The sequence below is a fragment of the Streptomyces sp. NPDC042336 genome, from assembly GCF_055581985.1.
In genome coordinates this window covers 605,196-624,688 of the sequence record NZ_JBVJEA010000001.1, presented here as the reverse complement: position 1 = coordinate 624,688, position 19,493 = coordinate 605,196, and the positions used below count along the sequence as shown (strand labels likewise).

Sequence of the window (19,493 nt, the reverse complement as noted above, 5' to 3'; positions counted from 1 at the left end):
GTCAGGGCCCCGCGTAGTACACGTAGGAGATGCGGTCGGCGACCGAGTCGGGGACGGCCATGCGTTCCTTCCCGGAGCGGTCGGCGACCTGTGCCAGCGCTCCCGGGTCGACCTCGATCTGGTCGAGGATCACGCGGACGGCGTGCTCGACGGGGAGGAAGCGGGTGGGCAGGACGGAGCACGTGCGGTAGGCGGCGAAGGGGTCGGCGCGTTCGTTGAGCTTGAGCAGGGTGGGCAGCTCGTCCCACTTGTCGGGGAAGCCGGTGGCGGTGTGCGGCTGGGGGGCGAGGACGGCCTCGCCCTCGTTGCGCAGGAGTCCGAGGCGGGCGAGCTGCCACACGGCGGCGAGGAAGGGGCAGGACCAGGTGCGCTGCCCGTCGGCGTCGTCGCTCCACAGCTCGACGTCGAGGAAGACGGAGTGGCGGCGGGCGGCGGTCTCGTGCGGGGGCTGCCAGGCCACGGCCCGCTTCATGGCCTGCGGGGCGCGGGCTACGGGGCTGCGTTCGCCGTTGGCGAGCCAGCCGGTCTGCGCGGCGGGCGGGCGCAGACCGTAGCTGCCGGGCGGCGGCGACTCGACGATGCGGGCGGCGACCGCCTCGGCGACGGGCACCTTGCCGGTGACGGCGCAGCCGGACTCGCGGGCCAGGTAGTCGACGGTCAGTCCGGCCCGCTCGGCCTCGGCGAGGAGCATCGGGACGACCTCGGCGGGGGTGGAGAAGCGGGTGAAGTAGTCGTCGATCAGGAAGCAGGTGCTGATCCGGGCCCGCTTGCCGCCGGCCCGGGCGGTGGCGGCGGTGCGGGCCGCCTCCACCCAGGGCCGTACTTCGGCGAAGTGCGCGCGCAGCCGTTCGGGACCGGCCTCGAAGTCCTCCATGTAGAGGTGGCCCAGCTCCACGGAGAGGTGGGCCAGCGGCACGGACTGGGTGCGCGGCTCGGCGGCCGTCTCGCGGAACACGGGCTCCGTCACAGCCGCCCCCAGTGGGTGTCGTCCGTCAGGCGCCGGGCGATCTCCTCCAGCGCCTCCAGGGTCTCCTTGTTGGCTATCTGGGTGGAGAGGACGTCTTCCTCAGTGATCAGCTGCTCCTGCCACTGGAGGATGGGTTCCAGCGGCACGATGCCGAGGACGACGCTGTCGCCGATGCGCTGTTCGGCGGCGAGCCGGCGCAGCGCCTCGTCGCACGCCTGCATCCAGGTGGCCTGGGCGGTGGAGCCGTGGGACCACAGGGGCGACTCCGGGTCGGGCACGGCGGCCCGTACGAAGCGGATCGCGGCGCGCAGGGCGTCCTCGTCGTGGCCGCGCTCGACGCCGCCGCCGATGATGCCGTGCTCGCCGTGGACGAGTCCGGAGGCCGCGATCACGTGCTGGCGGGTCCAGCGGTGGAACACCAGCCAGCGGAAGGGGATGTTGCGCATCCGGGGGTGGGCGGTGGCGTCGAGGACCATGTCGACGGCGTAGCTGCGGCCGGCGCTGAGGTCGACGAAGGTGACGTCGAACTCGCCGTTGAGCTTGAGCAGCAGGTCGACGCAGCGCTCCAGGGCCTCCTCGCCGGTGGCGAACTCGCCGCCGCCGGCGTCGCCGGGGAAGAGGACCAGGCGGCCGGACTGGTTGGGGCGGGCGCGCAGCAGGGGGTGCTCGGTCTGCCGCCAGACGTCGATCCGGACCGGTTCGGCGGTCTCGCCCTCCAGGTAGGAGTGCAGGCCGTGCTCCTCGGTGCCGCGCATGGCGCTGGGCACGTCGAAGACGGCGGCGGCGGTGGGCGAGCCGAAGTCGAAGTCGACGTAGGCCACGTGGTCACCGGTGAGGGCCCGCTGGTAGGCCAGGTTGGCGCTGGTCACCGAGCGTCCGGTGCCTCCCTTGTCGGAGGCGGCGAAGACCAGCACGCTCACACCTCCTGGGCGGCGGCGCCCCTGGCCTGGGCCAGGGTGTCGAGTTCCTGGAGCACGGGCAGGGCCAGGGCGAAGGCGGTCGCGGGCCGTTCGTCGACGAGGCTGCGGGCGTGGTCGAGGCGGCTCTCGATGCTCCGCATGGCCCTGGCTCTGCTCCCGTCGGCCGCGGTGGACGCCTCCAGTTGCTCCCTGCCGAACAGGTGGGTGGCCTCGCTGAGCAGTTCCCGGGCCAGTTCGGCGAGTTCGGGGCTGCGGATGGGCTCCTGCTCGTAGAGGATGCGGGCGGCGACGAGGCATTCGGTGACGCGCTCGGTGATGCTCCAGGACATGCGCAGTCCGGCGTCCTGGGCCTCGGGGTAGACGGCCCGGATGTTGTCCCAGAGGCCGGCGCCCTCGTCCTCGTCGATGCGCCGCTTCCACAGGTGTTCGAAGGACTGCTCGGCGAGGCGGAGCAGTCGGTCCTGGGCGCCGATGTTCCTGGAGAGTTCGGCGAGCTGGATGATCCGCTTGAGGAGCTGGGCGGAGAAGTCGGTCATCCGCCACAGGAGTTGGCCGCCGGCGCGCTCGGACCCGGCGAGCGGCATGGTGACGCCGGGGGTGTGCAGCAGGAGGGTCGGGTCGTTCTTGGTCATGCGGCTGGTGACCCGGCCCCGGTCGGCGAGGCGCTCCATGATGGCGACGGTGCGGGTGAGGTCGTCGTCGGTCGCCTTCCGGCGGACCAGGTCGTGGACCAGGATGGCCGCGACGGTCAGGGAGAAGTACTCGGACTCCAGGCGCAGGCCGGTGGTCTGCCAGGGCAGGTCCTCCAGGGGCCAGCGCTCGCCGCCGAAGCGGGCGATCGCGGACCAGTACTGCTGGCTCAGCTCCCAGCGCAGGCGGAGCATCTCGGCGAGTTTCTGCTGGTCCTCGTCGAGCAGGCCGAGGGTGAGGGTGCGGTCGGAGAACAGGTCCTGGATGCCGTCGAGGGCGACGACGGTGAAGTACACGTAGGGCAGCCGGTCGGCGATGCCGTCGGGCTGGCCGGGGACGTCCACGGTCAGGTCGGTGATCTTCGGGGCGTCCTTGACGATGCCCCAGGCCCAGCCGCACTCGAAGAGCTGGCTCTCGTCGCGGATGCCCTCGTCGACCTGGATGCCCCGCGACAGGCTCTCGATGATGGTGGCGCGCAGCGGGCGTAACCGGCGGGAGAACTGCTGGAGGACGATCCGGTCGGACTGTCCGCCCTGGCCGATGACCTGGATCAGGCGCTTGCCCTGCTCCGACTCGGCGTCGAAGACGTTCACGGAGAAGGACCGCAGCAGGCTGACCATCGCGGAGGTCAGCCGGGCGTTGGTGGCCTCCCGCAGTTCGGCGATGGCCTTGAGGACCTCGGGCCGGGTGGTGGTGCCCTCGTAGACCTTGAGGAAGCCGAGGGTGGCCAGGCAGAGCGTGACGGACATGGAGTAGGAGTCGACCACGCCCAGCTGGCGCTGTTCGTGGCTGACCGTGCCGCCGGGCTCGGAGGGGCGGAAGTAGTGGCCGCCGGAGAAGGTGGGGCTGTCGTCGGTGCCGGTGTGGGTGCGCATGAACTGGGTCAGCGCGGCGATCAGGTTGGGCGGGATCTCCAGCCGGCTGCCGACCCGTTCGAGGGCGCGCAGGACGTCACGTTCGGTGGTGTCCGGCTGGTCGAGACGGAAGGCGGGGACCTCGGTGGCCGGATACAGCAGGCAGAGCAGGCGCTCGGCGTCCGCGACGCTGCTCATTCCGTCGGTGTCCCCCCGGACGAGCTTGCCGTCGTCGAACGAATGACGGGCCATGGCCTGCCAGATGTCCAGCAGGTGCTGGCGTGGCTTGATCTGCATCCCCGCACCCCTCGTACAGACCTCGTTGCCCTGTGTTCGGCATGTCCCCGTTGCGATGGTCCCCGTTGAGCATGTCCCCGTTCCTACGGGGCGGCAATCGCCGAATTGCGCCGTCCCAGGGCGAGGAGCATTCCCTCGTGCCCCGGCCGCACCGAGTGGTGCAGATCGTGGATCTCCAGCTCCCCGGTGAACGGCTCCAGGCTCAGTGCGACCGTTTCCTCGTTCACCCGGTAGGCCGGGTAGTCGTGTGCGCCGACGCGGTAGCCGACGGACTCCTTCATGAAGGCGGCGGCGAACGGCGCCCCCTCGCCGAGCGCGCTCATGAAGCAGCGCACGCCCCGGTGGAACTCCTCGGGCGCCTCGGACATGGAGTCGGCGACGAAGAACATGGTCCCCAGCGACCAGCGCCGGTCCCCGCCCTCCAGGTCGAACAGGTTGCCCCGCTCCACGCGGACGACCTCGCCGACCCGTGGCCTGGGCTCCACGGCGGCGTAGGCCGGGGCCTCGCGCAGCACGTCCCAGAAGGGGTCCCAGGCGATGTCGTAACCGGCCGGGGAGATCTGCTTCTCCAGGTATTCGACGTTCGGACGCGCGTACTCCAGCAGGAGCAGCTTCTCGCACCAGGGCAGCATGGACAGGGCGGGGTACAGGTTCGCGCCTGCGCCGACGTCGATGCCGCGCACCGAGCGCGGAGGGGTTCCCTCGAAGCAGCGGGTGAAGTAGTCGCGCATCAACCGGACGATCAGCAAGTCGACTTCGAGCGGCGTCCGGTAGTTGTTGTCGACGTACACCTCTGGATCGAACTTCGACCAAGGCGCGTCGGCGTTGCGATCCATAGTCACCCTGCCACGTTCCATTCGAATTCGGACAAACCCCCACTACCGTTCACGGTAAGTGACCCGGCCACTACGAAACAGTGGGTGAATACGCCATCCTCATCCGCCCGGCGCACGTCGGGCGCATGGTCGCACACCCGAACTCGCCCTTGCATGAGGGAAGTTGGACGCTCACTCTAGCCAGAAGCCGACACCGGCCGCCACATGAGTCCGTCACTCGATCGTGAGCGGGGCGGGTGTCCACGAGTTGACGCAGTCTGACCAGGGGGTTGCATGACCGCCGAACCGCTGGAACGTTCCCTCGACCACCACGACCGGCTCACCCGCCCCGGCCTGCCACCGGACGACCTGTCACTGGACCTGCGCACGGCACGGGAGTCGGACCTGCCGGAGCTGCGGCGGCTGGACGAGGAGGTCTTCCAGGACTTCGCCTATCCCGGCTTCCTGCTGCGCCAGCTCTTCGACATGTACGAGGAGCACTTCCTGGTCCTCGACGACGGCACGGGCCGGCTGCGCGGCTACGTGCTGGCCGCCACCCGGACGCTCGGCGCGGACAGCTGGGTACTCGGGCTGTGCGTGACCCAGGACCGGCGCCGCCACGGGCTGGGCCGGGAGCTGATGCGGGAGGTCCTGAGCCGGTTGCGCCGCGACGGCATACAGGTGGTCCGCCTCACCGTGGAACCCGCCAACCTCGCCGCCATCTTCCTCTACCGCTCCCTGGGCTTCCGCCCCGAGGAACCCGACGGCGGCCTGCGTCCGGACTACTTCGGCCCGGGCATGCACCGCCAGATCATGCGGCTGGACCTCCCCGGGGGTCCTTGATCCGCTCTAGGAGGGCGTGCCCGCCGACTCCAGGAGGCGGGCCACGTCGTCGGAGCAGATGGTCAGGGCCGCGCCGACGGTGGCCAGCGCGTCGCGTTCGGCGGGGGTGTAGGGGCCGTCGGCCAGGGCGATGCGGGCACCCTGGAGCAGGATCGACTCGCGGCCGACGGCCGCGAGGTGCGGTGCCAGCGGGTCGAGCGCCTCGTGCAGTTCTATCGCCAGGCCCGGCACGCACGGCTCGCCCCGGACCCGCCCGGTGTCCGCCTCCAGCGCCTCGACGAGCGCGTTCAGCTGGTCCTCGGTGCAGTCCTCGAAGCCGGCCGCGCGCACCGCGACGGTCGCGGTCTCCAGCGAGGTGCGGGAGCAGGTGCCGCCCGCGGTGAGGACCGCGAGGGCGACGGTGTGGACGGCGTCGCGGAGCATCGCGGAGAAGCGGGTGGTGGTCGGGTGGTCGAGGACGTCGGTGCCGTAGTGGCGGCGGCAGGCCGCGCACTCCACGGTGGGCGCGGACTCGCCGCGGGGCAGCACGGGCACGCCGAGCAGGGTGAACCGGCGGCGGCCGGTGAGCCGCGTGTAGTTGCGGTCGCCGCCGCAGCCGGGGCAGAAGAACTCGCCGTCGCCGACGGGCGTCCACGCGGTGCGGGTGCCCAGGATGCGTGGCAGCCGGACAGCTCGGCTGGTTCGTTCCCGTCCAGGCAGCACGTCGCACCTCCGTAACGGCGCGACAGCATCGTCGCGCTGGCGTGATGTTAGCCACATCACCGACGTGGAGTCAGTACCCAGGACGAGACCTTTCCGTGACCATCACAGATATATGGCCGGTATATGACGGGGTCCCGCCCACCGGTTTCCGGCGGACGGGACCTCAAACCGCTGATTCGGCTGGTCAGCGGGCCGCGCGGTTGACGGCGGAGACGATGGCCTTCAGCGAGGCGCGCGTGGTGTTCGCGTCGATTCCGATGCCCCACAGCACCTTGTCGCCGATGGCGCACTCGATGTAGGAGGCGGCCTGCGCGGAGGCGCCCTCGCTCATCGTGTGCTCCTGGTAGTCCAGCAGCCGTACGTCGATGCCGACGCCCTGCAGCGCGTGGAAGAACGCCGAGATCGGGCCGTTGCCGGTGCCGACCAGGGTGGTCTCGGTGCCGTCGACCGTGGCCTCGACGGTGAGGGTGTCGACGCCGTCGCGGTCGGTCGTGGTCTGCCCGTTGGCCACCTGGATGCGGCCCCAGGGGTTGTCCGGGTTGGGCAGGTACTCGTCCTGGAAGACCTCCCAGATCGCCGTCGGCGTGATCTCGCCGCCCTCGGCGTCGGTCTTGGCCTGGATGAGCTTGGAGAACTCGATCTGCATCCGGCGCGGCAGGTCCAGGCTGTGGTCGTTCTTCAGGACGTAGGCGATGCCGCCCTTGCCCGACTGCGAGTTGACCCGGATGACCGCCTCGTAGGAGCGGCCGACGTCCTTGGGGTCGATCGGCAGGTAGGGGACCGCCCACTCGATGTCGTCGACGGTGACGCCCTTGGCCTTCGCGTCGGCCTCCATGGCGTCGAAGCCCTTCTTGATGGCGTCCTGGTGGGAGCCGGAGAAGGACGTGTAGACCAGGTCGCCCACGTACGGGTGGCGCGGGTGGACCTCCATCTGGTTGCAGTACTCCCACGTGCGACGGATCTCGTCGATGTCGGAGAAGTCGATCTGCGGGTCGACGCCCTGGGAGAACAGGTTCATGCCCAGGGTGACCAGGTCGACGTTGCCGGTGCGCTCGCCCTGCCCGAACAGGCAGCCCTCGATGCGGTCGGCGCCGGCCATCAGCGCCAGTTCGGCCGCAGCCACCGCCGTGCCGCGGTCGTTGTGCGGGTGGACGGACAGGCAGACGTGCTCGCGGCGGGACAGGTTGCGGCCCATCCACTCGAAGCGGTCGGCGTGCGTGGACGGCGTGGAACGCTCCACCGTGGCGGGCAGGTTGAGGATGATCTCGCGGCCGGGACCGGGCTGGTAGGTGTCCATCACCGCCTCGCAGACCTCCAGCGCGAAGTCCAGCTCGGTGTCGGTGAAGATCTCCGGCGAGTACTGGTAGCCGAACTCCGTCTCCGGGCCCAGCAGTTTCTCGGCGTACTCCATGACCAGGCGGGTGCCGTCGACCGCGATCTGCTTGATGTCGTCGCGGGAGCCGCGGAAGACGACCCGGCGGAAGACCGGGGCGGTCGCGTTGTACAGGTGGACGGTGGCCCGCCTGGCACCCTTCAGGGACTCCACCGTGCGCTCGATCAGGTCCTCGCGGGCCTGGGTCAGTACGGAGATGGTGACGTCGTCCGGGATGGCGTCCGGGTCCTCGATGATGGACCGTACGAAGTCGAAGTCGGTCTGGCCGGAGGCCGGGAAGCCGACCTCGATCTCCTTGTAGCCCATCTTGACCAGCAGGTCGAACATGGCGCGCTTGCGGACCGGCGACATGGGGTCGATCAGGGCCTGGTTGCCGTCGCGCAGGTCGGTGGAGAGCCAGCGGGGGGCGGTGGTGATCCGCTGGTCCGGCCAGGTGCGGTCGGCGATGTCGACCTGTTCGTAGCCTCGGTACTTGGCGGTCGGCATGGGGCTGGGCTGCTGGCGGTTGGCCATGATGGCGTGGGCTCCTCGTGATGTCCGCGGTCTTGGCGGTGTCCGCGACGTCCGCGTGTCCGGAAGGACGGCCGACGGCACCACCAAGCTCCGCGGGGAGGGAGTCGGCCTCTACAGGCCCTCGCCGCGGCAGCTAAGGAGAAGCAGCCCGAATCGCATGATGCCCAGCACCTTAGCCGAGTCACGCGGGTCACGCGGGTCCGTATCAGTATGCGGGACCGAGGGGAGAACCGGGACAAAAAGTGCCGTATACCACTCCCGGCGGGGCCACGGGGGCACCTTGGCCCCGCTTTGCACCAATCGTGGTTGCGAGGGGTGACAGCCCGATCACACAGTGCGAAAGTGCCGGACATGACGACATACGGGGGCTTCCAGCCCGTCTTCTGCACCATCGTGCCGCCCCACGTCCTCGACCGGCTCGCCCGGAACGAGGACCCGGTGGTGGCCGGGCCCGCCCGCCGCACCCTCCAGCGCGACGCCGCCGAACGCACCCGCCGCGGCCTGACCACGGTCATCGGCGCCGCCGCCGTGGCCCCGCCCGCCGGCGCCGACGCCGAGCAGCCGCACCGCACGGTCTACGACGCCCGGCACGGCACCGACCTGCCCGGCCGCAAGGTGCGCGGCGAGGGCGAGGAGCCCGGCCAGGACGCCACCGTGAACCGCGCCTACGCGGGCCTGGGCGCCACCTTCGAGCACTTCCTCAAGGCGTACCGGCGCAGCTCCGTCGACGGCGCCGGCCTGCCCCTGACCGCGACCGTGCACTACGACCGCGAGTACAACAACGCGTTCTGGAACGGCGAGCAGATGGTCTTCGGCGACGGGGACGGGGAGATCTTCCTCGACTTCACCGTCGCCCTCGACGTGATCGGCCACGAGCTGACCCACGGCGTCACCCAGTACACCGCCAACCTGACCTACTACGGCCAGCCCGGCGCCCTCAACGAGTCGGTGTCCGACGTCTTCGGCTCCCTCGTCAAGCAGTACGCGCAGGGCCAGACCGCCGCCGAGGCCGACTGGCTGATCGGCGCCGGGCTGCTCGCCCCGCGCGTGACGGGCGAGGCGCTGCGCTCCATGAAGGCACCCGGCACGGCCTACGACGACGACGTGCTCGGCAAGGACCCGCAGCCCGCGACGATGGACGGCTTCGTGCGCACCGGCCGCGACAACGGCGGCGTGCACATCAACTCCGGCATTCCCAACCACGCCTTCTACCTGCTCGCCACCGCGCTCGGCGGACATGCCTGGGAGCGGGCCGGGCAGATCTGGTACGACGTGCTGACCGGCGGCGAGCTGGCCGAGGACGCCCTGTTCACGGACTTCGCGACGCTGACGCTGAAGGCCGCCCGGGAGCGCTACGGCGACGCGGACGAGCTGGAGGCGGTGCGCAAGGCCTGGGAGCAGGTGGGGGTGCGGACGCTGTAGTTCCGTACTAGACACGGGTCCATGCGGATTCAGGTGAGGCGCACAGGAGGCTTCGCGGGCATCGAACGCCACGCGGAGGTCGAGACCGCGGGACGCCCCGACGCGGACGAGTGGCACGCCCTGGCCGAGCGGGCGGTCGCCGGCGGCCGGAGCACCCCGCCGGTCGGGGTGCCGGACGGGTTCAGCTACCAGCTCACCGTGGACGGGAGGACGGTGTACGCGGCCGATCCGCGGCTGACGGACGAGCAGCGCGCGCTGATCTCCCGGGTGCTGAAGGAGGGGGCGTAACACCGCACGTGCGCGCGGGCGTTGACTTCCCTTACCCGGGGTACGGATGATCCGCGCATGGCCACTGACGCGATGCCGCGGTTCCCGGACGGCTTCCTGTGGGGCGTGTCCACGTCCGCGCACCAGATCGAGGGCGCGGCCGAGCTGCGGGGACCGTCCGTGTGGGACGCCTTCACGGCGGAGCCCGGCCGGGTGAAGGACGGCTCGACGGCGGCGGTGGCCTGCGACCACTACCACCGCTACCGCGAGGACGTCGCCCTGCTCGCGGGCCTCGGCGTGGACGCGTACCGCTTCTCGGTCTCCTGGCCCCGGGTGGACTCCCCCGGCGGCCTGGACTTCTACGACCGCCTGGTGGACGAGCTGTGCGCGGCGGGCGTGCGCCCGGTCCCGACGCTCTTCCACTGGGACCTGCCGGCGGGCCTGGACTGGCTGGAGCGGGACACGGCCGCCCGGTTCGCCGAGTACGTGTCCCTCGTCGCGGGGCGCCTCGGCGACCGGGTCGGCAAGTGGATCACCCTGAACGAGCCCGCCGAGCACACCCTGCTCGGCCACGCCCTGGGCGTCCACGCGCCCGGCCGCAAGCTGCTGTTCGACGCCCTGCCGGCCGCCCACCACCAGCTGCTCGCCCACGGCCTGGCCGTACGGGCCCTGCGCGCGTCCGGCGCCACGGACGTCGGGATCGCCAACTCGCACGGGCCGGCCTGGTCCGCCTCCGACGACCCGGCCGACCGGGAGGCGGCGGACTTCTACGACCTCCTGCTGAACCGCCTGTTCGCCGACCCGGTCCTCACCGGGCGGTACCCGGAGGGCGTCGGGGAGCTGATGCCCGGCTCGCCGGAAGCCGTCGCCGCCGACCTGGAGATCATCGCCGAGCCGCTGGACTGGTACGGGATGAACTACTACGCGCCGACCCGGGTGGGTGCCCCGCAGGGCGCGGAGATCGAGTTCGGCGGGGTGACGCTCCCGGCGGAACTGCCCTTCTCGGTGCGCGGGATCGAGGGCAGGCCGCTGACGGACTTCGGCTGGCCCGTGGTCCCGGAGGGGCTGACGGAGCTGCTCACCGGCTTCCGCGACCGCTACGGCGACCGGCTCCCGCCGGTCGTGATCACGGAGAACGGCTGCTCCTACGAGGGTCTCGACGACCGGGACCGGATCACCTACCTCGACGGGCACGTGCGCGCCCTGCACCGGGCCATCGAGGCGGGCGTGGACGTGCGCGGTTACTTCGTGTGGTCGCTCCTGGACAATTTCGAGTGGGCCGAGGGGTACGCCCGCCGCTTCGGACTGGTCCACGTGGACTTCACGACGCTGGCGCGCACGCCCAAGGCGTCGTACGGCTGGTTCCGGGATCTGATCTCCGGGCAGCGGCGGGTACCGGTCGGATAAACCCCTCGGTGCTGTCGGCGGGGAGTCGTACGCTGGAGTCAGCAGACACACCCGTCACGCGGCGCACGCCGCAGAGGAGGACGAGCAGGCCTAGAGCGCCGGCCCATGACTCAGACACCCTCAGGCCACGCCCCCGCACCGGGGCAGGCGAGAGCACAGATCAGCGTCCCCGCCCAGCACCCCATGGTGACCGTACTGGGCTCCGGAGACTCCCTCCTGCGCGTGATCGAGAAGGCCTTCCCGGCGGCCGACATCCACGTCCGGGGCAATGAGATCAGCGCCGTCGGCGACACCCACGAGGTCGCCCTGGTACAGCGCGTGTTCGACGAGATGATGCTGGTGCTGCGCACCGGGCAGCCGATGACGGAGGACGCAGTGGAACGCTCGATCGCCATGCTCAAGGCGAGCGAGAACGGGGAGAGCGACGGCCAGGAGACCCCGGCCGAGGTGCTCACGCAGAACATCCTGTCCTCGCGCGGCCGCACGATCCGCCCCAAGACGCTGAACCAGAAGCGCTACGTCGACGCCATCGACAAGCACACCATCGTCTTCGGCATCGGCCCGGCGGGCACCGGCAAGACCTACCTGGCGATGGCCAAGGCGGTGCAGGCCCTGCAGTCCAAGCAGGTCAACCGCATCATCCTGACCCGCCCGGCGGTCGAGGCCGGCGAGCGGCTGGGCTTCCTGCCGGGCACGCTGTACGAGAAGATCGACCCGTATCTGCGCCCGCTGTACGACGCGCTGCACGACATGCTCGACCCCGACTCGATCCCGCGGCTGATGGCGGCGGGCACGATCGAGGTCGCGCCGCTGGCCTACATGCGCGGCCGCACGCTGAACGACGCCTTCATCATCCTGGACGAGGCCCAGAACACCAGCCCCGAGCAGATGAAGATGTTCCTCACCCGGCTCGGCTTCGACTCGAAGATCGTGATCACGGGTGACGTGACCCAGGTCGACCTGCCGGGCGGCACGAAGTCGGGTCTGCGGCAGGTCCAGGAGATCCTGGAGGGCGTCGAGGACGTCCACTTCTCCCGGCTCACGTCGCACGACGTCGTCCGGCACAAGCTGGTGGGCCGTATCGTCGACGCCTACGAGCAGTACGACAGCAGGAACGGCACCGAGAACGGCGGCCACAACGGCGGCCGGACACCGAGAAACGGTGCCAAGGCCAAGGGGAAGTAGACCAGCACGACCATGTCGATCGACGTCAACAACGAGTCCGGAACCGAGGTCGACGAGCAGGCGATCCTCGACATCGCCCGCTACGCGCTCGCGCGGATGCGCATCCACCCGCTCTCCGAGCTCTCGGTGATCGTCGTGGACGCCGGCGCCATGGAGCAGCTGCACATCCAGTGGATGGACCTGCCGGGTCCCACCGACGTGATGTCCTTCCCGATGGACGAGCTGCGCCCGCCGTCCAAGGACGAGGACGAGCCGCCGCAGGGGCTGCTCGGCGACATCGTGCTCTGCCCGGAGGTCGCCGCCAAGCAGGGCACCGAGGCGCCGACGCAGCACTCCATGGACGAGGAGCTCCAGCTCCTGACCGTCCACGGGGTGCTGCACCTGCTCGGGTACGACCACGAGGAGCCGGACGAGAAGGCCGAGATGTTCGGTCTGCAGGCCGCGATCGTGGACGGCTGGCGTGCGGAGAGGGGCCTGACCGGCCCGTCCCCGGCCCCGACGGTCTCATGAGCCTCCCGCTCGTCGCCGGCGCCGTCGCCCTGGTGGTGGTCGCCTGGCTGGCCGCGTGCGCGGAGGCGGGGCTCGCGAGGGTCTCCAGCTTCCGTGCAGAGGAGGCGGTCCGGTCCGGGCGCCGGGGCGGCGAGAAGCTCGCCCAGGTCGCCGCCGACCCGACGCGCTACCTCAACGTGGCGCTGCTGGTCCGCGTCGCCTGCGAGATGGCGGCCGCCGCGCTGGTCACGTACGCCTGCCTGCGACAGTTCGACGGCACCGGCGAGGCGCTGGTCGTCGCCATCGCGGTGATGGTGCTGCTCTCCTACGTCGCCGTCGGGGTGTCCCCGCGCACCATCGGGCGCCAGCACCCGCTGAACACGGCGACCGCGGCGGCGTACGTGCTGCTGCCGCTGGCCCGGATCATGGGCCCGATCCCGTCGCTGCTCATCCTCATCGGCAACGCGCTCACCCCCGGCAAGGGCTTCCGCCGGGGCCCGTTCGCCTCGGAGGCGGAGCTGCGGGCGCTGGTGGACTACGCCGAGAAGGAGTCCCTGATCGAGGCCGAGGAGCGCCGCATGGTGCACTCGGTGTTCGAGCTGGGCGACACGCTGGTGCGGGAGGTCATGGTGCCGCGCACCGACCTCGTCGTCATCGAGCGTTACAAGACCATCCGGCAGGCCCTCACCCTCGCGCTGCGCTCCGGTTTCTCCCGGATACCGGTGACCGGCGACAGCGAGGACGACATCGTCGGCATCGTGTACCTGAAGGACCTGGTGCGCAGGACGCACATCAGCCGGGACGCGGAGAGCGACCTCGTCTCCACCGCGATGCGCCCGGCGTCCTTCGTGCCGGACACCAAGAACGCCGGTGACCTGCTGCGCGAGATGCAGAAGGAACGCAACCACGTCGCCGTCGTCATCGACGAGTACGGCGGCACGGCCGGCATCGTCACCATCGAGGACATCCTGGAGGAGATCGTCGGCGAGATCACCGACGAGTACGACCGGGAGCTGCCGCCGGTCGAGGAGCTGGGCGGCGACCGTTTCCGGGTCACCGCGCGCCTGGACATCGGCGACCTGGGCGAGCTGTACGGCCTGGAGGAGTTCGACGACGAGGACGTGGAGACGGTGGGCGGTCTGCTCGCCAAGGCGCTGGGCCGCGTCCCGATCGCCGGTGCCTCCTCGATCGTCGAGCTGCCCGACGGCCGGGAGCTGCGGCTGACGGCGGAGGCCGCCGCGGGCCGCCGGAACAAGATCGTGACGGTGCTGGTGGAGCCGGTCGCCGCGGCGAAGCCGGCCGAGGAGGCGGTCCCGGAATGACCCCCGCAGAGCTGCGCGACCTGTGTCTGTCCTTCAACGCCGCGGTGGAGGACTTCCCCTTCAACCCGGAGACCTCCGTCTTCAAGGTGCTGGGGAAGATGTTCGCGCTGACCTCGCTGGACGGGCGCCCGCTCACCGTCAACCTCAAGTGCGACCCGGACGACGCGATCCGGCTGCGGCGCGAGCACCCGGGCCTGGTCGTCCCGGGCTGGCACATGAACAAACGGCACTGGAACACGGTGACGGTGGCCGGCGGACCCGGCGGCGAGCTCCCGGACCGGGTCGTCCGGGAGCTCGTCGAGGACTCGTACGACCTGGTCGTCGCCGGGCTACCGCGCGCCGACCGGCTCCGCCTCGACCGTCCCTGAGCCCGCCCGGGCCACCCTCAGCCCCACCGCGATCAGTACGGCGGCCGCCAGCACGATCGCCGCGTCCAGGACCAGCACCGTGTGGACGCCGGAGCGCAGGTCCGTGGCGGTGGTGGCCAGCACGCCGAGGAGCGGGATGCCGACGGTGATGCCGACCTGCTGGGTCGAGGTGACCAGGCCGGTCGCCAGGCCCTGCTCCTCGTCGGGGACGCCGGAGGTGACGGTCAGGCCGTAGGAGATGATCGCGCCCAGGTGGCACATGCTGGCGAGCGACACGGCGGCCGTGGCGAGCACCACCGACCAGCGCCCCTCCCCCGTCGCCAGCAGCGGCAGCCCCAGCAGGCCCTGCCCGGCGAGCGCGCCGACCAGGGTGCGGCGGGCGCCGAACCGGCCGATGACGCGGGGGGCGCAGGAACCGGCCACCACCGAGAGCACCCCCTGCACGCCGAAGACCAGGCCGGTCTCGAAGGCGCTCAGGTGCAGGATCTCCTGGAGGTACAGGGTGAGGACGAAGACGACCGTCGACATCATCGAGAAGGTGACCAGTCCGCCCAGGTTGCCCCAGGCCACCGTGCGGCGGCGCAGCATCGGCAGCGAGACCAGCGGCGCCGGGGTGCGGGACTCCACGGCCACGAAGGCGGCCAGGAACAGCAGGCCCGCGACGAGGGCGACCAGGACGTCGGTGCGGCCGAAGCCGTGCTCGGCGGCCGTGGTCAGGGCGTAGATCAGAAAGAGCAGGCCGCCGGTGACGGTGACCGCGCCTGGGACGTCCAGGCGGGGCCGCTGCGGGGTCCGCGATTCGGGCAGCAGGCGCGGGGCCAGGGGCAGCACGATCAGGGCGAACAGGGCGAGCAGGCCCATCGTGGAGCGCCAGCTCAGCAGGTCGGTCAGGACGCCGCCGGCCACCATGCCGACGGTGAAGCCGAGCGAGAGCAGCGTGCCGGAGATGCCGAGGGCCCGGTCGCGGGCGGGGCCCTCCGGGAAGGTCGTCGTCAGCAGGGACATGCCGGTCGGGACGATGGCCGCCGCGCCGAGGCCCTGGAGGGCCCGTCCGGCGAGGAAGGAGGCCGGGTCCCAGGCGACGGTGGCCAGCACGGAGGCGGCGCCGAAGAGCGCCAGCCCGGCGAGGAAGAGCCGGCGGCGGCCGGAGAGGTCGCCCATGCGGCCGAAGAGCAGCAGGAACCCGCCGGACGGCAGCGCGAACGCGGTGACCGCCCACTGGAGGGCGGAGGTGCTCATGCCGAGGTCCGCGCCGAGCACGGGCAGCGCGACGTTCAGGACGGAGAAGTCGAGCGCGACCATGAACTGGGCCGCGCACAGCACGAACAGGACGAGCCGGTCGCGGGGCGAGAGCCGGGGAGCGGACGGCTTCGCCACGGGGGCCGGGGTGGAAGTCGGGGTGGTGTCGATCGCCATGGACATGAGCCTCGGGCCCCCGGAATAGTTGTGGGGAGACGTGGATTGTTCTGGTGGTGGCACCACCAGGCACAGGCAGGTTGGCTACGGGGGGAGTACGCACGTGCCGGACGTGATCGTGAGGGCCGGGACCGCCGGGCGGGACCGGCGCCGCAGTGAGCTGCGGGAGTTCCTGATGAGCCGCCGGGCGCGGGTGTCCCCGGCCGAGGTCGGTCTGCCGGACGGCGGGGCACGGCGCCGGACGCCGGGGCTGCGCCGCGAGGAGGTGGCCGTGCTCGCGGGGGTGGGCGCGTCCTGGTACCAGTGGCTGGAGCAGGGCCGCGACATCTCCGTCTCCCCGCAGGTCCTGGACGCGGTCGGCCGCGTGCTGCGGCTCAGCAACGCCGAGCGCCGCCACCTGTACGTGCTGGCGGGGCTGAACCCGCCCGCCGCCGAGGTGGAGCCGGCGAAGCGGGACATGTGCGAGGGGCTGCGGCGGCTGATCGACACGTGGATGCCGTATCCGGCGCACATCATGGACCGGTACTACAACTGCGTGATGTACAACGACGCGGCGGCGATGGTGCTGGGCATGCGGCCCGAGACCACGTGGAACTGCATCATCGACTACTTCACCGACCCGCTGTACCGCTCCCGCGCCCGCAACTGGGAGCGCAACGCGCGCACGGTCGTCGCCCAGTTCCGCGCGACCTGCGCGGCCAATCCGGACGACGAGGGTTTCCAGCAGGTGCTGGCGGACCTCAAGGAGGCCAGTGCCGAGTTCGCCGCGCTGTGGGAGGAGCGGGACATCGAGGACGCGGGGCAGATCCGCAAGGAGCTGGACCATCCACTGGTCGGCCTGCTGAGCCTGGAGTCGACGGCGCTCCAGGTGCCGGCGCGGCCGGATCTGACGATCGTGCTGCACACGCCGCTGGACGAGGCGAACACCGCGGCGAAGCTGGAGTGGCTGGCCTCGCCGGAGGGCCGGCGCGGGGCGATGTACCCGGTGGCGGGGTGAGCGGGCGGGTGCCCGGCGGGGCTCCGTATGCTCACCCCATGACCGAGACTCCCGACCTCGACCCCGAGGACCGCAAGATCGTCACCCTGGCCCGCTCGGCCCGCGCCCGCAACGGCGTGCCCGAGGGCGCGGCCGTACGCGACGAGACCGGCCGCACCTATGTCGCCGGCACGGTCGCCCTGGACTCCCTGCGGCTCAGCGCGCTGCGCACGGCGGTGGCGATGGCGGTGGCGTCCGGCGCGAAGTCGCTGGAGGCGGCGGCCGTGGTGACCGAGGCGGGGTCGGCGTCGGAGGAGGACCGGGCGGCGGTGCGGGACCTGGGCGGGCCCGGGACGCCGGTCCTGGTGGCCGCGCCCGACGGCACCGTCCGTGCCACGGTGAGCGCGGGCTGACGCTCGCGGGCCCGGCGGGCGACCGTGGTACGGCGGGGCTCCGGGGATCAGGGACAATGGGCGCCATGAGCGTTCGTACCCAGTCATCCGAAGAACCGGCCGAGGCTGTTCACCGGGCCGGCTTCGCCTGCTTCGTGGGCCGCCCCAACGCGGGCAAGTCCACCCTCACGAACGCTCTGGTCGGGCAGAAGGTGGCGATCACCTCCAACCGCCCGCAGACCACCCGGCACACGGTGCGGGGGATCGTGCACCGTGCGGACGCCCAGCTGATCCTGGTGGACACCCCGGGGCTGCACAAGCCGCGCACGCTGCTGGGCGAGCGGCTGAACGACGTGGTGCGCACCACGTGGGCCGAGGTGGACGTGATCGGTTTCTGCCTGCCGGCGAACGAGAAGCTGGGCCCCGGGGACCGCTTCATCGCCAAGGAGCTGGCCGGGATCAGGAAGACCCCGAAGGTCGCGATCGTCACCAAGACCGACCTGGTGGACTCCAAGACGCTGGCCGAGCAGCTGATCGCGATCGACCAGCTGGGCAAGGAGCTGGGGATCACCTGGGCGGAGATCGTCCCGGTGTCCGCCACGGGGAACCAGCAGGTGGACCTGCTGGCCGACCTTCTGACCCCGCTGCTGCCCGAGGGCCCGGCGCTCTATCCCGAGGGCGACCTGACCGACGAGCCGGAGCAGGTCATGGTCGCCGAGCTGATCCGGGAGGCCGCGCTGGAGGGCGTACGCGACGAGCTGCCGCACTCCATCGCGGTGGTGGTCGAGGAGATGCTTCCGCGCGAGGACCGCCCCGCTGACAAGCCGCTCCTGGACATCCACGCCAACGTCTACATCGAGCGGCCCAGCCAGAAGGGCATCATCATCGGCCCCAAGGGCAAGCGCCTGAAGGACGTCGGCATCAAGTCCCGCAAGCAGATCGAGGCGCTGCTCGGCACTCCGGTCTTCCTCGACCTGCACGTGAAGGTCGCCAAGGACTGGCAGCGCGACCCCAAGCAGCTGCGGCGGCTGGGGTTCTGAGCGCACCCGGGCTCCGAGCGCGCTGCGGTACCGCGCCGGGGAGCGTCAGGCGGTCGGGGGGCGGAAGCCGATGGTGGGGACCGCGCGGCGCAGGGGCCACGGGGCGGGTGTGACCAGGTCGTCCGGGACCAGACCGGCCAGGAACGCGTAGCGGCTCAGGGCCGCCGGGTCCTGGTCCTCCAGGGACTGGACCTCGCGCCACCAGGTGGCGATCTCGGACCAGCCCGGCGCCGACAGCGAGCCGCCGAACTCCTGGACGGACAGGGCGGCGGTCAGCCCGGCGAAGGCCAGGCGGTCGGCGAGCGGCCAGCCGGCCAGGGTGCCGGTGACGAACCCGGCGACGAACACGTCCCCGGCGCCGGTCGGGTCCAGGGCCTCGACCTCGATGGCCGGGACCTCGGCGCTCTCCCCCGTACGCCGGTCGACCGCGTAGGCGCCGTCCGCGCCGAGGGTGACCACGGCGAGCGGCACGTGCTCGGTCAGGGCGTGCGCGGCGGCGCGGGGGCAGGTGGCGCCGGTGTAGCGCATGGCCTCCTCCGCGTTGGGCAGGAACGCCTCGCAGTGGGCCAGGTCGGGCAGCGCGGCCAGGTCCCAGGCGCCGGTGTCGTCCCAGCCGACGTCGGCGAAGACGCGGGTGCCGCGGGCGGCGGCCCGGGCGATCCAGGGGGCGCTGACGCCGGGTGCGAGGGAGGCGACGGCGGCGCGGGCGCCGGGCGGGCAGTCGGGGGACGGTTCCTCGGGCGGCGGCTCGTGGCCGTGCGAGACCATCGTGCGCTCCCCCTCGTACGCCATGGAGACCGTCACGGGCGAGTGCCAGCCGGGCACGGTGCGCGAGGGGGTCAGGTCGATGCCCTCGCCCCGGGACAGGGCGTCCCAGCAGTAGTCGCCGTAGTGGTCGTCGCCGAACGCGGCGGCCAGCGAGGTGCGCAGGCCGAGGCGGGCCAGCGCGGTCGCCATGTTGGCGATGCCGCCCGGGCTCGACCCCATCCCCCGGGCCCAGGACTCGGTCCCGCGCACCGGGGCGGAGTCGAGCCCGGTGAAGATCACGTCGAGGAAGACGGTGCCGGTCAGATACACGTCCCAGGGCGGGTCCTGCGGTGTGCGCAGGCCGGCGAGGGGATCGGCCTGGGGGTGGCGGTGCGATCCCTCGGGCGGGACGTGCCGGTGCGTTCTCTCGTCGGCCGGCATGACGGGCACGTCGGTCACGTCGGGCCC

At 71.6% G+C, this 19,493-nt stretch carries 19 protein-coding genes; 11 read left to right on the top strand and 8 right to left on the bottom strand.

Translation table 11 applies throughout. The features are described 5' to 3' along the window. Window position 1 precedes the first annotated feature (1 nt). The 4 genes from ACZ6IM_RS02920 to ACZ6IM_RS02905 all read right to left on the bottom strand — a co-directional run bounded on the left by ACZ6IM_RS02920 (window position 2) and on the right by ACZ6IM_RS02905 (window position 4,585). On the bottom strand, window positions 2-967 hold the full coding sequence (locus tag ACZ6IM_RS02920; protein ID WP_052838236.1) for an SCO2522 family protein: 966 nt from the start codon (window positions 965-967) through the stop codon (window positions 2-4). Further along, window positions 964-1,881 (bottom strand): SCO2523 family variant P-loop protein, encoded by a 918-nt coding sequence (locus tag ACZ6IM_RS02915; protein WP_052838235.1) that lies wholly within the window; start codon window positions 1,879-1,881, stop codon window positions 964-966. Before ACZ6IM_RS02915 ends, ACZ6IM_RS02920 begins: the two co-directional genes overlap by 4 nt. Before the next feature lie 2 nt (window positions 1,882-1,883). Beyond that, window positions 1,884-3,728, bottom strand: a complete 1,845-nt coding sequence (locus ACZ6IM_RS02910; RefSeq protein ID WP_052838234.1) for an SCO2524 family protein — start codon at window positions 3,726-3,728, stop codon at window positions 1,884-1,886. A gap of 83 nt (window positions 3,729-3,811) precedes the next feature. Continuing rightward, on the bottom strand, window positions 3,812-4,585 hold the full coding sequence (locus ACZ6IM_RS02905) for an SCO2525 family SAM-dependent methyltransferase (RefSeq protein WP_052838233.1): 774 nt from the start codon (window positions 4,583-4,585) through the stop codon (window positions 3,812-3,814). 252 nt (window positions 4,586-4,837) lie between these two features. Between ACZ6IM_RS02905 and ACZ6IM_RS02900 the strand changes: the two genes are divergently transcribed. Beyond that, entirely contained in the window at window positions 4,838-5,386 is a 549-nt protein-coding gene (locus tag ACZ6IM_RS02900; protein WP_052838232.1) for a GNAT family N-acetyltransferase, read from the top strand. Between the two features lie 6 nt (window positions 5,387-5,392). Here the strand turns inward: ACZ6IM_RS02900 and ACZ6IM_RS02895 are convergent, their stop codons facing one another. Continuing rightward, complete coding sequence (locus ACZ6IM_RS02895; protein WP_052838231.1) at window positions 5,393-6,088, bottom strand: TerB family tellurite resistance protein; 696 nt, start codon at window positions 6,086-6,088, stop codon at window positions 5,393-5,395. 184 nt (window positions 6,089-6,272) lie between these two features. Next, window positions 6,273-7,994: a 2-isopropylmalate synthase gene (gene leuA, locus ACZ6IM_RS02890; protein ID WP_052838230.1), complete on the bottom strand. Its 1,722-nt coding sequence runs from the start codon at window positions 7,992-7,994 to the stop codon at window positions 6,273-6,275. A gap of 351 nt (window positions 7,995-8,345) precedes the next feature. Here leuA and ACZ6IM_RS02885 point away from each other — a divergent pair, with 351 nt between their 5' ends. The 7 genes from ACZ6IM_RS02885 (at window position 8,346) to ACZ6IM_RS02855 (ending at window position 14,454) form a co-directional block, all read left to right on the top strand. After that, entirely contained in the window at window positions 8,346-9,416 is a 1,071-nt protein-coding gene (locus tag ACZ6IM_RS02885; protein WP_052838229.1) for a M4 family metallopeptidase, read from the top strand. Between the two features lie 21 nt (window positions 9,417-9,437). After that, a complete protein-coding gene (locus tag ACZ6IM_RS02880; protein ID WP_052838228.1) occupies window positions 9,438-9,704 on the top strand; it encodes a protealysin inhibitor emfourin in 267 nt (88 codons plus the stop codon). Between the two features lie 57 nt (window positions 9,705-9,761). Next, window positions 9,762-11,090 (top strand): GH1 family beta-glucosidase, encoded by a 1,329-nt coding sequence (locus ACZ6IM_RS02875; protein ID WP_052838227.1) that lies wholly within the window; start codon window positions 9,762-9,764, stop codon window positions 11,088-11,090. Window positions 11,091-11,195: 105 nt separating this feature from the next. Further along, entirely contained in the window at window positions 11,196-12,275 is a 1,080-nt protein-coding gene (locus ACZ6IM_RS02870) for a PhoH family protein (RefSeq protein ID WP_469553961.1), read from the top strand. A 12-nt stretch (window positions 12,276-12,287) separates the two neighbouring features. Then, window positions 12,288-12,785, top strand: a complete 498-nt coding sequence (ybeY, locus tag ACZ6IM_RS02865; protein WP_052838225.1) for an rRNA maturation RNase YbeY — start codon at window positions 12,288-12,290, stop codon at window positions 12,783-12,785. Continuing rightward, on the top strand, window positions 12,782-14,086 hold the full coding sequence (locus ACZ6IM_RS02860) for a hemolysin family protein (RefSeq protein WP_052838224.1): 1,305 nt from the start codon (window positions 12,782-12,784) through the stop codon (window positions 14,084-14,086). Before ybeY ends, ACZ6IM_RS02860 begins: the two co-directional genes overlap by 4 nt. After that, window positions 14,083-14,454 carry an MmcQ/YjbR family DNA-binding protein gene (locus tag ACZ6IM_RS02855; RefSeq protein ID WP_052838223.1) on the top strand — a complete coding sequence of 124 codons (372 nt, stop codon included), beginning with the start codon at window positions 14,083-14,085 and terminating at the stop codon, window positions 14,452-14,454. Before ACZ6IM_RS02860 ends, ACZ6IM_RS02855 begins: the two co-directional genes overlap by 4 nt. Here ACZ6IM_RS02855 and ACZ6IM_RS02850 read toward each other — a convergent pair. Beyond that, window positions 14,416-15,870, bottom strand: a complete 1,455-nt coding sequence (locus ACZ6IM_RS02850; protein WP_469553958.1) for an MFS transporter — start codon at window positions 15,868-15,870, stop codon at window positions 14,416-14,418. The genes ACZ6IM_RS02855 and ACZ6IM_RS02850 overlap by 39 nt on opposite strands. Before the next feature lie 103 nt (window positions 15,871-15,973). On the opposite strand from ACZ6IM_RS02850, the gene ACZ6IM_RS02845 reads away from it, so the two are divergent. The 3 genes from ACZ6IM_RS02845 (at window position 15,974) to era (ending at window position 18,278) form a co-directional block, all read left to right on the top strand. Further along, window positions 15,974-16,867: a helix-turn-helix transcriptional regulator gene (locus tag ACZ6IM_RS02845; protein WP_469553957.1), complete on the top strand. Its 894-nt coding sequence runs from the start codon at window positions 15,974-15,976 to the stop codon at window positions 16,865-16,867. Window positions 16,868-16,905: 38 nt separating this feature from the next. Further along, window positions 16,906-17,259, top strand: coding sequence for a cytidine deaminase (locus ACZ6IM_RS02840; protein ID WP_469553955.1), 354 nt, complete (start codon window positions 16,906-16,908; stop codon window positions 17,257-17,259). 65 nt (window positions 17,260-17,324) lie between these two features. Continuing rightward, window positions 17,325-18,278, top strand: coding sequence for a GTPase Era (era, locus tag ACZ6IM_RS02835; protein WP_052838301.1), 954 nt, complete (start codon window positions 17,325-17,327; stop codon window positions 18,276-18,278). Window positions 18,279-18,323: 45 nt separating this feature from the next. On the opposite strand, the gene ACZ6IM_RS02830 is transcribed toward era, so the two are convergent. Continuing rightward, window positions 18,324-19,466: a carbohydrate kinase family protein gene (locus tag ACZ6IM_RS02830; protein WP_469554247.1), complete on the bottom strand. Its 1,143-nt coding sequence runs from the start codon at window positions 19,464-19,466 to the stop codon at window positions 18,324-18,326. Window positions 19,467-19,493 lie beyond the last annotated feature (27 nt).

What these genes read in the sequence shown, in the direction of transcription:
- ACZ6IM_RS02880 (WP_052838228.1), top strand. Translation starts at nt 9,438, where the DNA reads ATGCGGATTCAGGTGAGGCGCACAGGAGGCTTCGCGGGCATCGAACGC.
- leuA (WP_052838230.1), bottom strand. Translation starts at nt 7,994, where the DNA reads ATGGCCAACCGCCAGCAGCCCAGCCCCATGCCGACCGCCAAGTACCGA.
- ACZ6IM_RS02850 (WP_469553958.1), bottom strand. Translation starts at nt 15,870, where the DNA reads ATGGCGATCGACACCACCCCGACTTCCACCCCGGCCCCCGTGGCGAAG.
- ACZ6IM_RS02840 (WP_469553955.1), top strand. Translation starts at nt 16,906, where the DNA reads ATGACCGAGACTCCCGACCTCGACCCCGAGGACCGCAAGATCGTCACC.
- ACZ6IM_RS02875 (WP_052838227.1), top strand. Translation starts at nt 9,762, where the DNA reads ATGGCCACTGACGCGATGCCGCGGTTCCCGGACGGCTTCCTGTGGGGC.
- ACZ6IM_RS02855 (WP_052838223.1), top strand. Translation starts at nt 14,083, where the DNA reads ATGACCCCCGCAGAGCTGCGCGACCTGTGTCTGTCCTTCAACGCCGCG.
- ybeY (WP_052838225.1), top strand. Translation starts at nt 12,288, where the DNA reads ATGTCGATCGACGTCAACAACGAGTCCGGAACCGAGGTCGACGAGCAG.
- ACZ6IM_RS02900 (WP_052838232.1), top strand. Translation starts at nt 4,838, where the DNA reads ATGACCGCCGAACCGCTGGAACGTTCCCTCGACCACCACGACCGGCTC.
- era (WP_052838301.1), top strand. Translation starts at nt 17,325, where the DNA reads ATGAGCGTTCGTACCCAGTCATCCGAAGAACCGGCCGAGGCTGTTCAC.
- ACZ6IM_RS02910 (WP_052838234.1), bottom strand. Translation starts at nt 3,728, where the DNA reads ATGCAGATCAAGCCACGCCAGCACCTGCTGGACATCTGGCAGGCCATG.
- ACZ6IM_RS02830 (WP_469554247.1), bottom strand. Translation starts at nt 19,466, where the DNA reads ATGCCGGCCGACGAGAGAACGCACCGGCACGTCCCGCCCGAGGGATCG.
- ACZ6IM_RS02870 (WP_469553961.1), top strand. Translation starts at nt 11,196, where the DNA reads ATGACTCAGACACCCTCAGGCCACGCCCCCGCACCGGGGCAGGCGAGA.
- ACZ6IM_RS02905 (WP_052838233.1), bottom strand. Translation starts at nt 4,585, where the DNA reads ATGGAACGTGGCAGGGTGACTATGGATCGCAACGCCGACGCGCCTTGG.
- ACZ6IM_RS02860 (WP_052838224.1), top strand. Translation starts at nt 12,782, where the DNA reads ATGAGCCTCCCGCTCGTCGCCGGCGCCGTCGCCCTGGTGGTGGTCGCC.
- ACZ6IM_RS02885 (WP_052838229.1), top strand. Translation starts at nt 8,346, where the DNA reads ATGACGACATACGGGGGCTTCCAGCCCGTCTTCTGCACCATCGTGCCG.